Origin of the sequence: Thioalkalivibrio sp. AKL19, assembly GCF_000420165.1 — a bacterium.
In the GTDB taxonomy this organism is placed as follows: domain Bacteria; phylum Pseudomonadota; class Gammaproteobacteria; order Ectothiorhodospirales; family Ectothiorhodospiraceae; genus Thioalkalivibrio.
This window is the reverse complement of the sequence record NZ_ATUK01000012.1, coordinates 190,622-204,153: the sequence shown is the minus strand read 5'-3', so window position 1 is coordinate 204,153 and position 13,532 is coordinate 190,622. Positions and strand designations below refer to the sequence as shown.

Sequence of the window (13,532 nt, the reverse complement as noted above, 5' to 3'; positions counted from 1 at the left end):
GCGAACGCCGGAGAAGTCGCATGTCCGAACCGACGATCGAACGCCGCCTCGAGAAGCGCCTGATCCTGATGACTCAGGATGCCGCGCTGACCGAGCGCCTGCAGGCCCAGTTGCCGGAGGACTGGCAGTTGCACCGGGTAACCGACCTGGATGAACTCGGGCCGTGGAACGAAGTGCTGCTGTACCGTTTCCTGCTGCTGGATCTGGACGAGATCGAGGCCTTCGATCCCCTGGACGTGATACGGATGCTGCGCATGGAATACCAGATCAACCTTCCGGTATTCTGTTTCGGCGGTGATCAGGACATCCAGGACGAGATGCGCCTGGCGCGCGCCGACCGCTTCTTCGGGCGTGACGACATGATCGACAAGCTGCCCGAGTTCATCCGCCAGTACGACTGGTAACGGGTCCGGTCCGGCCCGAGGGCCGGACGTAGCGCTGCAGGGAGATCGAGGCATGGAACCCATTATCCGGGTGCGCGAGCTGTACAAGGTCTTCGGCCCGAATCCGCAGGAGGGCCTGCGGCTCATCGAGGACGGACTGGACAAGGACACCATCTTCGAGCGCACCGGCAATACCGTGGGCGTGAAGGACTGCAACCTGGACATCGCCGAGGGCGAGATCTTCGTGGTGATGGGCCTTTCCGGGTCCGGCAAGTCGACCCTGGTGCGCCTGCTCAACCGGCTGATCGAGCCGACCGCCGGCACCGTGGAGGTCCGCGGACGCAATGTCACGCAGATGAGCCAGCGCGAGCTGATCCGGCTGCGTAGCGAGGACATGGCCATGGTGTTCCAGTCCTTCGCCCTGATGCCGCACAAGACCGTGATCGACAATGCCGCACTGGGCCTGGAGATCGCCGGCGTCGGCCGCGCCCGCCGCCGCCAGCGGGCGCTGGAGGCGCTCGATCAGGTCGGTCTCAAGGCCCATGCACGCAGCTATCCCGACGAGCTCTCCGGCGGGATGCAGCAGCGCGTGGGTCTGGCGCGGGCGCTGGCTACCGACCCCTCGATCATGCTGATGGACGAGGCGTTCTCGGCACTGGACCCGCTGATCCGCACCGAGATGCAGGACCGGCTCCTGGACCTGCAACGCGAACACCGACGTACCGTCGTCTTCATCTCCCACGACCTGGACGAGGCGATCCGTATCGGCGATCGCATCGCCATCATGCAGGGGGGCGAGGTGGTGCAGGTCGGGACGCCCAAAGAGATCATCGTAGACCCGGCCAACGAGTACGTGCGCTCGTTTTTCCACGGGGTGGACATCACCCAGGTGTTCCAGGCCTGTGACATCATGGACAGCGAGAACATTCCGGTGCTGGATGCCGACACCACGGCCGGCGAGGCGCGCAACCGCATTGCCCACGTCCCGGGTAACGAGGCAGTGATCGTCGATGCCGGCGGTCGATTCCGCTCCGTCGTCCAGGCCAAGCGCCTGGGCGAGTTGACCGTGGACCGACCCGCGAGCGAGGTCGCCGTCGAGGTGGAGCCGGTCGCCGAAGATATGGCGCTGGCGGACCTGCCGGGGCGGGCCGCGAAGAGCCCGGTGCCCATCCCCGTGGTCGATGCGGATGGACGATTCCGCGGCCTGGTGACCCTTCCGCGCCTGGTCGAGGCCCTGGACCGCAGCCGGACGGCGGCTGTCTCGAACGGAGATCACTGACATGGAAGGGCGCATCAACATCCCCGTCGGCGACTGGATCGAGGCTGCAGTTGACTGGATCCTCGACAACCTGGAACCGGCCCTGGACGGCATCGCCTGGTTCCTCGGGCTCTTGACCAACTCCTTCGAGGGCGCGCTGCTGGCGATCCCGGCCTGGCTGCTGGTGCTGGCCCTGGTGGGACTCAGCTGGTGGCGGGTCAGCTGGCGCTTCGGCATCTTCGCCATCGTCGCGCTGGGCCTGATCCTCGGGATGGATCTGTGGGAGCCCACGATCAAGACCCTGTCGCTGGTGCTGGCGGCCACCGCCGTGGCGCTGGCGGTCGGCATGCCGGTGGGGGTCGCGATGGCGCGCAGTGACTGGGTCGAGGCCTCGGTCCGTCCGGTGCTGGACCTGATGCAGACCATGCCGCCGTTTGTCTACCTGATCCCGGCGGCGATCTTCTTCGGCCTGGGTACGGTGCCGGGTGCGATCGCCACGGTGGTCTTCTGCATGCCGCCGGTCGTGCGCCTGACCAACCTCGGCATCCGCCAGGTGAATCGCGAGCAGATCGAGGCCGGGCTGGCCTTCGGTTGCAATCGGCGCCAGCTTCTGACCAAGATTCAGTTACCTCTGGCGATGCCGTCGATCATGGCGGGCATTAACCAGACCATCATGCTGGCACTCTCCATGGTGGTGATCGCGTCGATGATCGGTGCTGGCGGGCTTGGCAACACCGTGCTCACCGGTATCCAGCGGCTCGATGTCGGGCTGGGGTTCGAGGGCGGCCTGGGGGTCGTGATCCTCGCCATCCTGCTCGACCGGATCACCCAGAGCGTAGGACTGCGGCGCAAGGCGAGCCGTTGACCGGCCCTCGTGTCGCGCTATCCGTTTCACTCGAAGGAAGGAGTAGCACGATGAACAAGACACTGACTTCAACCCTGCTGGGCGGTGTGCTGGCCGCCTCCATGGGCCTCTCCACGGCCCAGGCCGCCGACATCCAGATTGGCTGGACCGCGTGGTCCGACGCCGAGTTCGTGACCAAGCTGGCCGAACGCGTCATCGAGGACGAGATGGGCTATTCGGTCGAACTGATCCAGACCGACATCGCCCCGCAGTATCAGGGCCTGGCCTCCGGTGACATCGACATGATGCTGATGGCCTGGCTGCCGGGTACCCACGCCGACTATATGGATCGCGTGGGGCAGGACGTGGTGAATCTGGGCCCGCTGTACGGCAATGCCCGTCTCGGCTGGGTTGTACCGGACTATATCCCCGAGGACGAGCTCGGTTCCATCGAGGATCTGAAGAAGGACTCGGTCCGCGATCGGCTGGATGGCCGCATTACCGGGATCGACCCCGGCGCAGGCCTGACCCGGCTCTCCGAAGAGGCCATCGAGACCTACGGCCTGGATGGCTATGACCTGCAGATCTCCTCCGGTGCCGGCATGACCTCCGCGCTGGAGCGTGCGATCCGTCGCGACGAGTGGATCGTGGTGACCGGCTGGAGCCCGCACTGGAAATTCGGCGCCTACGACCTGCGCTACCTGGAAGACCCGGAAGGGGCCCTGGGGAGTTTCGAGCGCATCCATGCCCTGGCGCGCGAGGGTTTCGCGGAGGACTATCACGACGTGGCGATGATGATCTCGCGCATGCATATCGACCTCGAAACCCTGGAGGACGCGATGTTCTTTGCTCAGGAGAACTCCTATGACGACGCCGTGGAGCGCTTCATCAACGATCACCCGCAATACGTGAACTACTGGGTAAGCGGCGTGATTGACTGAGGCCACTGGCCCGGGCGACGGGGCACACGGACGTGTTCCCGGGAAGCGCCTTCAATCGATGTTTCCGTCATCAGGACCCTGCCTTGGCAGGGTCTTTTTTGTTGCATGGGCTGTGGGGTTGGATGGTTACCCGGGGGTGCGTCGACTATTCTCCAGACAGGGAGGCGGAATCGCAGTTACGGGTGGTTTCGCCACGCCAAGGCTCCCTGCGCAAGGACTGGACGGGGTCCCCATGCAAGGAAGTCGATGATCGAGCGAGTGCCCCCGGAAGGTCGGGGCGTACCTCCGGAACCGACCACCAGAGGTGGTGGTTCCCAACCAAGCCGCGCAACTGTATTTGCGCCGCCGCTTGTACCGGAAAGCCTGGCCGGCTTTTTCAGTGCTTCCCAAGTGGAGACGAGATCCCGATGGCCGATGTCCAGCACGCGCAATCCTGTTCCTCGCTTACCCCCGAGCTCCGCCAGTTGGCGGCCGGCGTACAGCGCAACTGCGATATCGCCGATGCGCAGTACGCCGGCAATGCCACGTTGTGCATCTACCTGCTGGAGATGCGTGAGTTCTACCGGTGGGAGCAGGGTCTGGCCCCGAACGCCGCGCTTGATCGTCAGGCGGTCGGAGATTGGGTGGTCGCGCGCGAGCAGCGCTGGCAGGAACTCGAGGACGTGGAGCTGGAACCCCTGATGCTGGACGACGTCGCGTACGACCCGTTCGACGAGGACGCGATCAACCAGCGACTGGCGGCTCATGGGTTGGCCTACGGGGCCGGTTACGGACGCGGTGGCCGGCCGGTATTTTTCCTCGGGCAGCTGGAGCAGTGCGAGGATTTTGACGGTTACCGTATCCACGTCGTGGGTGACGAGCTGGCACGCGATCTCGTCGCCCCACCGGCGATGTCGCGCGAGGGGCGGATCTTCGTGCGCCGTGAATCGGTGCGTCGGATGGTGCTCGAGGCGGCCGAGGCCTGGCAGTTCCGTGGCCAGCCGGAGGACGGCATGGGGCGCGCGCTGCGCGCCTATGGTCACGACCCGGATCGGGATCCTGCGTTCGAGCGCGTGGTCGACGGTGAACTGGAGGCGGCGGTCTGGCACGAGGTGGGGGAGGTCCTGGCCGGGGATTTCCTCGGTCCCGACTGGCAGGAGTGCATGGCCGAGGTGCTGGGCACCCGTTCGGAACGCGTGCTGCGAGCGGTGCGCGATCACCTGGCGGATATGCTCGTGACCCTGCCGGCCCTGTTGTCCAGCCCGACCACCGGGCCGTTGCACTTCTACTTTGCCAACCTTGGTGGCATGCGCGCGGCGCTGTTTCCGCAATTGCGAGAGGCCTACGAGGACGCGGTGCGCAAAGGCTCGTCGGAGCCGATCAGGCGACTGGTCGTGCCGGCCCGCGAGCACTGGCTGGCGACCGCCCGGCGCCTGCTCGCCGAGGCCCCGGAACACTGGCCAACCGCCGACGCCCAGCTCCCGGCGCTACACCCTGCGCTGACCTGACCCGGAGCTGAATCGCGGGCGCCTTCCGTGTTACGGCTGTTGGCCGGGGGCGGCCGGCGGGGCTGCGCTGTTGCCGGCCGGCGGGCTGTAATGCGGGTCGTTCGGGTTCAGGAAAATGAAGCGATACTGCCCGGGTTCATATTCGACGTAGTCCAGCACCGCGTTCTTCAGGAGATCGACGCACAAGGGATCGACGACGAGCCACACGCCTTCGCTCTTGAAGGTCAAGTCGTCTTCGCGCCCCGTGTCGTCGAAGCCCATGCCGTATTCGATCGCGCCGTCCGACTTGCGCTGAGCCGCGATCCGCAATGCGGTGTGTTCCATTTGGCTCTCGCGGGCGGACTGCTTGATCTGTGTGGCGGCGTCCGGGGTAAGGCTGAGCATGTTCGACTCCAGATTCAGGGCGCGCTGGCAGTGGCCGTCTCGCGCGTGCGTTCGTGCAGGTGCTGGCGAATGAAGGCCACGAAGCGGCTCGCCCAGGGGTTGCAGCGAGTGTGCCGCTGGTGGCTGTAAGTGGCCAGCAGGTTGCGATACAGAATCCCGTCGTGGCGCCCGTCCACCCCGCGACCGCGCTGGATTTCGTAGGCATAGAACGTATCGGGATCCATTGCCTCCAGGGCGGAGTAATGGAACTCGTGGGCGGGTAGTGGGCGTCCGCTCGGCGTATCGGGCAGGCGTGGCCACAGGCCGGCCCCGGTCTCGCACAGATAGACATACCCCCTCCCCTGGGGGCGCTCGTGCATCACGCAGTCAGCAGGGATCGCGGCGACCATCGGGTGTTGCCGGCCGTGCCAGCGGATCGAGCGGCTTAGGTACATCAGCCCCCCGCATTCGGCGTAGGCCGGCATCCCGCCCTCGATCGCCGCGTGGATGGCCTGGCGCATGGGCGCGTTCGCGGACAGGGCCTCGAGCTGGGTCTCCGGGAAGCCACCCCCGATCAACAAGGCATCGGCCGCGGGGAGGGCGGTATCGCGCAGGGTATCGAAAAACCGCAGTTCGGCCCCGGCCGCTTCGAGAGCGTCCAGATCGGTGGAGTAGTAGAAGCCGAACGCCGCGTCGCGCGCGACCGCGATGCGCACCGGCGTGCTGGCGGGTTGCGGGCGGGGCGCGGAGGTGACCGGCACCGGACCTGCCCCGGAGGCAATCTGGATCAGCGCATCCAGATCCACCTGAGTGGCGATGGCCGAGGCCATCCGCCGGATCTGCTGGTCGGCGCCGCTCAGCTCGTTACTGGGGATGAGCCCCAGGTGACGCTCGGAGATTCGCAGGGACGGGTTCTCGTGCACGGCACCCAGCACCGGGAGGTCGGTATAGCGCTCCACGGCCATGCGCAATTTCGACTCGTGGCGAGCCCCACCGATGCGGTTGAGGATGATCCCGGCGATCCGGGTTTCCGGGTCGAATGCCTGGTATCCCAGCAACAGCGGCGCGATGCCGCGGGTCATGCCGCGGCAGTCGATCACCAGCACCACCGGCAGGTCGAGCAGCCTCGCCAGCGCCGCATTGCAGTCGCTGCCCTCGGGGTCGACGCCGTCAAACAAACCCTTGTTCGCCTCGGTCAGACACAGGTCGGCGCCCTGGCTGCAATGTGCGGCCAGGGCGCGGATCTCCTCCGGCTCCTGGGTGTGAAAGTCCAGGTTCACGCAGGCACGGCCGGCCGCCCGGCCCAGCCACAGCGGGTCGATGTAGTCGGGCCCCTTCTTGAATGGCTGGACCGTCAGGCCGCGGTCCGTCAGGGCCGCGCACAGCGCGGTGGCGAGCGTCGTCTTGCCGGAGGATTTGTGCGCGGCCGCGAGCAGCAGGTGTGCCATGGTCAGGCGCGCGTCCGGGTCATGTTTCGGCCGACGCGGTAACGGTGTCGGTGCGGGAGGCGTGATGCGGGTCGACCTTGTGATCGGCCAGGCTGACCGGGAGGAAATGCAGGAACTTGATCGCTACCACGACCAGGAACAGCGCCAGGCCGACCCCGCCCAGGCCGAGCAGGAACTCGACCAGGGTTGGGGTGTAGGGTACGACCACGCCATCGTAGAAGCTGCTGCTGACCTCGAAACCCGGGAACATGTCCAACGGGTAGGCCTGTCCGCCGATGATGATGACGTAGAGCTGGGCCAGGCCACCCAGGATGACGAGGGCACTGGCAGTGGCGATCACCTTGCGCGCGCGGCTCCATACCGGATGGAACAGCAGTGCCAGTGGCAGCAGGCTGCCCAGCAGGATCTGCCCGACCCAGAACAGCGCAGGGTAGATCCCGCCTTCGAGAAGCAGGAAGGTCTCCACGCCATGCAGGCGGGTCGCGTACAGGTTGGTCAGGTGATAGACCGCGACGAAATACAGCACCACGGCGACAAACACCCCCAGGAGATTCTTCAGACGGCGCAGGATCAGGTCGCCCAGCGGGCGCTCGCTCCATTGGTAGGCCGCCAGGGTGACGAGCAGGAACACCGCGAGGCCGAAGGCGAATGACATGGCGATGAACAGCGGTGCGAGGATCGCGGCGTCGTAGGCCTCGCGGGCGACCAGGAAGCCGAAGATCGCACCGGTACCGGTGGTCAGGATCAGGCGCCAGACAAACGCCAGCATCCCGGTCGTCGGGGCATAGCGGTTCATGCGACGTTCCATCAGGAACCACAGGTACACCAGCACGATCGCGATGAAGCCGGTGTACAGGAAGATGTTCCAGGCAAAGATCGACTTGAAGTTGTAGTGGGTCATCGCCACCACCAGCCGATCCGGCCGGCCCAGATCCAGCACCAGGATCGCCAGACCACCCACCAGCAGGGCCACCGCGAGCAGCCCCGACAGCGGAGCCAGCGGCTTGTAGATGGTGCGGCCGAACACCGAGGCAATCGAGGCCACGTTCAGCGCCCCGGAGGCCGCCACGATCAGGAAGATCGCGAACACGTGCGGCAGGCCCCAGACGATCTGGTTGTCCATCCCGGTGATGTAATGTCCGTGCGCGGATTTCAGCACGGCCGCCAGCAGCCCGAGCCCGATCACGACGACCAGGATGCCCAGCAGTCCGTAATAGCCGCCGCTGCGCCCGTCGAGCGCCCGAAACTGGGGTTTCGCTGTCATAGTGCTCATGCCTCGGATGTCAGATGCCCTGGTAGCGCACGCCGGGGTTCAGGCCCAGGTCCGCCCGGATCGCGGTGCCGCCGTGTTCTGCAAGTTCGCGGGAGATCGCGGAGTCGGGGTCGTTGAGATCCCCGAAGAGCATCGCGCCATTGCCCTTGTCGTGGCAGGCCTCGACGCAGGCGGTGGTGCGTTCACCGCGGTCGATGCGATGCACGCAAAGCGTGCAGCTCTCCACCGTGCCCTTGCCGCGCGGGGCGTGCGCGGCCTGGTCGGTCAGGGTTTCGTGAATGAACGAGCGGGCCTTGTAGGGGCAGGCCAGCATGCAGTAGCGACAGCCGATACAGGTGTGCTTGTTGACCAGCACGATGCCGTCCGCGCGCCGGAACGAGGCGCCGGTCGGGCAGACATCCTCGCAGGGCGGGTGTTCGCAGTGCTGGCACATGACTGGCAGGGAATGGCTGTGGCCGGTGTCGGGATCGCGCAGCTCGACCTTGCGGATCCACTGGGCGTCGGTGCGCGGCCGATCCATCCCGCGTACGCCGTTCTCCTCGTGACAGGCGGTGACGCAGGCATTGCAGTCGCCGCAACGGTTGCTGTCGATCAGCAGGCCCCAGCGGACGCCCTCGGCGGTCCCGGCATCGGCCGGGCGCATCAGGAACACGCCCGGCGCGATGGTGACGCTGGCCACCGCCGCGGCGGCGCCGGTGATGAACTGGCGGCGAGAGATGGGGGCGCTGGTCTTCTGGCTCATGGTTTCGGGGCCTCCGGCGGCGGGAGCAGGTCGACCTCCGCGAGGCTCGCGGCCAAGCCCCGGTGGTTCGGGGCCCAGGCGAAGTCCACCCCCGGCGCATGCGGGTTCAGCGTGTGCAGGTGTTCGGCTTCCGGCCGGTCCCGATGGCACTCGAAGCAGTCCATGCGCACCGCGTTGAAGCTGTGGCAGCTGGCGCAGAAGTGGGTCTCCGGCTGGGTATGGCGTGCCTCGGTGGCGACGTGGCAGTCGATGCAGCCGACAAAGCTGTGGTCAGGGTTCCGCACCGCACGGATCACCGCGTCGTCACGTTCGTGCATCAGCAGCTTGCCGTGATCCTTGCGGATCACGTCCAGGGGTTCGACGCACTGGTCGCCGCGCGCCTCCATCATCGGCGGCGGTTCCACGCTGCCGCCGCAGCCGGCCAGGAACAGCAGGGGCAGGGCGCCGAGCATCAGCCAACGCCAGGCGGTGCGCCCGGAGAAGTTGCCGCGAAGCATGGTTACTCACCCATGGCCATGTCGATATAGCCGGTCGGGCAGACATCGGCGCAGATATGGCAGCCGATGCACTTGGCATAATCGGTGCCCACATAGCGCCCGGTCGCCTTTTCGCCCTTGGCCACACGGTAGACGGCCGTCTGCGGGCAGTAGATCACGCAGTTGTCGCATTCGAAGCACATGCCGCAGCTCATGCAGCGTTCCGCCTCGGCCTGTGCCTGCTCTTCGGTCAGGCCGTCCATGCGCTCGGCGAAATGCCCGATCACCTCCTCCGCACCCGGTCCGTGCTCTGGCCGCAGAATGCGCGGCGTATAGGCGAAGTGGCCCTTGAACAGCTTGTCGTGGGAGATAATCTCGTGGCTGGAGCGATCCTCGTAGTTGTGCACCGCGAAGCGGGCATCGGAGGTGCCGCGGGTCTGCTCGCCGGAATAGCGCTCCGGCTCCAGACCGGACTCCTGCAGCTTGTTCAGCAAGTTGAAGTGATGCACGTCCACGCGCGGGCGTTTGATCGGCTCCTGGTGTTGCAGATAGTGGTCGATGCTGTCCGCGGCAATCGCGCCGTGCCCGATCGCGGTGGTGAGCAGGTGCGGGCGGATGATGTCGCCGATCACGAAATGGCCTTCCTTGCCCGGCACCTGGTAGAACTTGTCGTTGTCGATGAAGCCGCGGCCGTTGTCCAGCGCCTCGAGCCCCTCGAGATCGCCTCCCTGGCCGATGGCGGAGACGATCAGGTCGGCCTGGAGCGTAAATTCCGTGCCTTCCACCGGCTTGGGTGTGTTGTCCACGAACTCGCACTTGGCCATCTTGAGTCCGGTCGCGCGGCCGGTGTCGTCAAGGATGACCTCGACCGGCAGGACCCCGTCGAGGATGGTCACGCCCTCGTGCAGGGCGTCGTGCACTTCGTGCTCGGCGGCGGTCATCTGTTCCTTCGGGAACAGCGAGGTCAGGGTCACATCGGCGCCGGTGCGCATTGCACTGATCGCGCTGTCGTGCGCGACATAACCGTGGATCATGTCCTCGGGTCGGTCGGTCACGTTCTCGGCCTCGATACGGCCGAGACGCCGCGCCACCGACACCACGTCGATCGAGGTGTCACCGCCGCCGACGCAGACGATGCGGTCGGTGGTCAGGACCTTGATGCGGCCGGTGTTGAAGGCCTCGAGGAAATCGACGCCGGTGATGCAGTTGGGGGCTTCTCCGCCCGGTACCGGGAGTTTACGCCCGGTCTGGCAGCCGACCGCCCAGACCACGGCGTCGAATTCCTTCTCCACATCCTCCATGCTGACGTCACGCCCGACCCGCGTCTTCAGGCGTACGTCGATGTCGCCCAGTGCGAGCACGCGGTTCATCTCGTGGCGCAGCATGTCGCGCGGTACGCGATATTCGGGGATGCCATACATCATCATCCCGCCCAGTTCCTCGTGGTCATCGAAGATGGTTGAGGCATGCCCGCGACGGCGCAGGTGATAGGCGGCCGACAGTCCGCCGGGGCCTCCACCGATGATTGCCACGCGCTTGCCCGACAGCGGCGGCGGGGGGTCGAAGGTGAAGTTCTCCTGGAAAGCGGTATCGCCGATGTACTGCTCCACCGAGTTGATGCCGACGAACTCTTCCACTTCGTTGCGGTTGCAGCCGGATTCGCAGGGTGCGGGGCAGACCCGGCCCATCACCGACGGGAACGGGTTGGCATCGGTGGAACGGCGGAACGCGTATTCCTGCCAACTCATGTCCTGCGGCGGCTTTTCGATCCCGCGCACGATCTGCAACCAGCCGCGGATGTCCTCGCCGGACGGGCAGGAGCCCTGGCATGGTGGGGTGCGGTGCACGTAGACCGGGCACTTGTGCGAGTGGTCGGCCTCGAAGATCGCAGCCTTCCATTGGCGCCGCTTGCTATCGCCATCCTTGAACATGCGGAAGGTCAGTTTCATTTCGTCACTGGTGGTGGCCATTACTGTTCTCCTGGTCAACGCGGGGCCGAGGCCGGGCGCTTTAAGTGTTTTGCCTGGCTGGCTCCAGGACGATCGCGTCGCTGACGAGTTGGTGCACGCTTACGATCTGGTCCATTTCGAAACCGTAGTAGGGCAGGACCTTGGCGAACTGGCTCTTGCAGATCGCGCAGATCGCGGCCAGATGGGTAACGCCCTCCTGCTCGACCACCTGGCGCAGCGCCTGCATGCGCGGCAGCGCGCCCTTGACGCGCAGTTCCATCAGGTCGTCGGTCAGCAGTCCGCCGCCACCTCCGCAACAGAAAGTGGCCTCGCCAATGGTGTCCGGTGGCATGTCGTAGTAGTGGTTGCAGACCGCCTGGATGATCTCGCGCGGAATGGTGAACTGCCCGCCCGGGGTGTTGCCCATGCGCGAGGCGCGAGCCACGTTGCAGGAATCGTGGAAGGTGACGCGGCGATGGTCGTTCGCGCTCTTGTCCAGGGTCAGCGCGCCGCGCTGGATCAGCTCGTGGGTCACCTCGCAGATGTGCTGGGGCACCGGGTAGCGCGGATCGAGGAAATCGAACGGGCCGGCGAGGGTGTTCAGGAAGCTGTAGGCAACCCGCCAGGCATGCCCGCATTCACCGAACACGATGCGTTTCACGCCGAGCTCCTCCGCGGCTTCGCGCACCCGCATGGCGATCTTGCGCATGTTTTCCTGGGAGCCGATAAACAGGCCGAAATTGGCGGCCTCCGAGGCATGCGAGGACAGCGTCCAGGAGATACCGGCCTGGTGAAAGACCTTGCCGTAGCCGATCAGGCCGTCCACGTGCGGTTCGGCGAAGAAGTCGGCCGACGGGGTGACCAGCAGTACGTCCGCACCCTTCTCGTCCAGCGGGTAGCGCACGTCGACCCCGGTGTCCTCCTTGACCTCTTCCTCCAGGCCCTCGAGGGTGTCCAGCAACGCGGGTTGTGGCAGGCCCAGGTTGTTGCCGATCTTGAAGACCTTGCCGATGATCTCGTTGCTGTATTTCTGGCCCTTTCCGACCGCGTTCATGACCTCGCGGGCGGCCATGGTGATCTCGGCGGTGTCGATGCCGTACGGGCAGTACACCGAGCAGCGCCGGCATTCCGAGCACTGGTGGAAGTAGCTGTACCACTGGTCGAGGACGTCCTCGGTCAGGTCCTGCGCGCCGACCAGTTTCGGGAACAGTCGGCCCGGCCAGGTGAAATACCGGCGATAGACATTGCGCAACAGATCCTGGCGCGCCACTGGCATGTTGCGGGGGTCGGAGGTGCCGAGGAAGTAGTGGCACTTGTCGGTGCAGGCGCCGCACTTGACGCAGGAGTCCATGAACACTTTCAGGCCGCGATTCGTGTTCAGCAGTTCGGCCAGCTTGGCCAGCGCGACGTTCTGCCAGTCGTCGACCAGTTCGCCGGGGAAGCCCAGCGGTCCCTGGAACTCGTCGCGCGATACGAACGGCTTGCTGTGCGACATCGCCCCGGGCTTCAGCTCGGGCATGTCCAGGTATTCCTTGACCTCCGGAGTCTCGAAGTCGGCCATCGCGTCAGTCCTCGGAACGGGCGTTGGGTACGGGGCCGCCACGATTGGCGGGGGCGGCCGCGGCACCGGTGTGTTCCACGCGCGCGGCCCAGCTCGTGTGGCGCTGTTCGCGTGGGTTGTCGGCCTGGTTGCGGGTCGGGCTGAAGAACACCCCCGGGGCATGCAGCAGCTTGCTGAACGGGAACACGATCATCAGTGCCACGACCAGGGCCAGATGGAGCAGCAGCAGTGGTTCGGTCGGGAGCGGGTGAATCTCGAAGCGCATCAATCCGACAAAGAACACCTTCACCGCGGTTACGTCGACGTGCCAGAGGTATTTCATCGCCAGCCCGCTGGCAGCGATCGCGATCAGCAGGCCCAGCATCAGGTGATCGGACGGCGCGGAGATGTAGCGAATGCGTTGCACGAAGATGCGCCGGATCCACAGGCCGATCAGACCGGCCAGCATGGCGAATCCCGCGTACACGCCGAACGGCTGAATCAGGACGACCCATTCCCAGACCGGATCGATGAAATAGCGCAGATGGCGCAGTAGCACCAGCAGCAGCGCGACGTGGAAGACCCAGGCGAGGATCCAGATCCACTTGTTGGCTTTGAACAGGCTGTGGAAGAACACGACTTCGGAAGCCATCCGGCCAATCACCCCGCCGCGCGACGTCGGCGCTGGTGTGGTCGGGATCTTCAGCGGGGCCGGGGTGCGCGCATAACGCGCAACCCGCAGGCCCACTCCAATCAGCAGGACCGCGGTCGCTCCGTAGAACAGCACGGCAAAGACGATGGATGCGAAGGTCAACGACGTATCCTCCA

13 protein-coding genes are annotated in these 13,532 nt (G+C 65.8%); 5 read left to right on the top strand and 8 right to left on the bottom strand.

Features of this window, described 5'->3' with window-relative positions:
• Positions 1-20 precede the first annotated feature (20 nt).
• The 5 genes from F817_RS0107610 (at position 21) to F817_RS0107590 (ending at position 4,913) form a co-directional block, all read left to right on the top strand.
• A complete protein-coding gene (locus F817_RS0107610; protein ID WP_024327090.1) occupies positions 21-404 on the top strand; it encodes a hypothetical protein in 384 nt (127 codons plus the stop codon).
• Between the two features lie 52 nt (positions 405-456).
• Positions 457-1,662 carry a glycine betaine/L-proline ABC transporter ATP-binding protein ProV gene (gene proV / locus F817_RS0107605; RefSeq protein WP_024327089.1) on the top strand — a complete coding sequence of 402 codons (1,206 nt, stop codon included), beginning with the start codon at positions 457-459 and terminating at the stop codon, positions 1,660-1,662.
• Position 1,663: 1 nt separating this feature from the next.
• Entirely contained in the window at positions 1,664-2,506 is an 843-nt protein-coding gene (locus F817_RS0107600; RefSeq protein ID WP_024327088.1) for a proline/glycine betaine ABC transporter permease, read from the top strand.
• Positions 2,507-2,556: 50 nt separating this feature from the next.
• Positions 2,557-3,426, top strand: a complete 870-nt coding sequence (locus F817_RS0107595; RefSeq protein ID WP_024327087.1) for a glycine betaine ABC transporter substrate-binding protein — start codon at positions 2,557-2,559, stop codon at positions 3,424-3,426.
• Between the two features lie 407 nt (positions 3,427-3,833).
• Positions 3,834-4,913 (top strand): Sfum_1244 family protein, encoded by a 1,080-nt coding sequence (locus F817_RS0107590; RefSeq protein ID WP_024327086.1) that lies wholly within the window; start codon positions 3,834-3,836, stop codon positions 4,911-4,913.
• A gap of 30 nt (positions 4,914-4,943) precedes the next feature.
• On the opposite strand, the gene F817_RS0107585 is transcribed toward F817_RS0107590, so the two are convergent.
• The 8 genes from F817_RS0107585 to F817_RS0107550 are packed head-to-tail and all read right to left on the bottom strand — an operon-like array spanning position 4,944 to position 13,518.
• Positions 4,944-5,297, bottom strand: coding sequence for an iron-sulfur cluster assembly accessory protein (locus F817_RS0107585; protein ID WP_024327085.1), 354 nt, complete (start codon positions 5,295-5,297; stop codon positions 4,944-4,946).
• A 14-nt stretch (positions 5,298-5,311) separates the two neighbouring features.
• Positions 5,312-6,724 (bottom strand): cobyrinate a,c-diamide synthase, encoded by a 1,413-nt coding sequence (locus F817_RS0107580; protein ID WP_024327084.1) that lies wholly within the window; start codon positions 6,722-6,724, stop codon positions 5,312-5,314.
• A 19-nt stretch (positions 6,725-6,743) separates the two neighbouring features.
• Positions 6,744-7,997, bottom strand: a complete 1,254-nt coding sequence (gene nrfD, locus F817_RS0107575) for an NrfD/PsrC family molybdoenzyme membrane anchor subunit (RefSeq protein WP_042799113.1) — start codon at positions 7,995-7,997, stop codon at positions 6,744-6,746.
• 10 nt (positions 7,998-8,007) lie between these two features.
• Positions 8,008-8,739: a sulfate reduction electron transfer complex DsrMKJOP subunit DsrO gene (gene dsrO, locus F817_RS0107570; RefSeq protein WP_024327082.1), complete on the bottom strand. Its 732-nt coding sequence runs from the start codon at positions 8,737-8,739 to the stop codon at positions 8,008-8,010.
• Positions 8,736-9,236 carry a hypothetical protein gene (locus tag F817_RS0107565; protein WP_024327081.1) on the bottom strand — a complete coding sequence of 167 codons (501 nt, stop codon included), beginning with the start codon at positions 9,234-9,236 and terminating at the stop codon, positions 8,736-8,738. Before F817_RS0107565 ends, dsrO begins: the two co-directional genes overlap by 4 nt.
• A gap of 2 nt (positions 9,237-9,238) precedes the next feature.
• Positions 9,239-11,185, bottom strand: coding sequence for an NAD(P)-binding protein (locus F817_RS0107560; RefSeq protein WP_024327080.1), 1,947 nt, complete (start codon positions 11,183-11,185; stop codon positions 9,239-9,241).
• A gap of 40 nt (positions 11,186-11,225) precedes the next feature.
• A complete protein-coding gene (gene dsrK, locus F817_RS0107555) occupies positions 11,226-12,725 on the bottom strand; it encodes a sulfate reduction electron transfer complex DsrMKJOP subunit DsrK (RefSeq protein ID WP_024327079.1) in 1,500 nt (499 codons plus the stop codon).
• A 4-nt stretch (positions 12,726-12,729) separates the two neighbouring features.
• Positions 12,730-13,518, bottom strand: a complete 789-nt coding sequence (locus tag F817_RS0107550; protein WP_024327078.1) for a respiratory nitrate reductase subunit gamma — start codon at positions 13,516-13,518, stop codon at positions 12,730-12,732.
• Positions 13,519-13,532 lie beyond the last annotated feature (14 nt).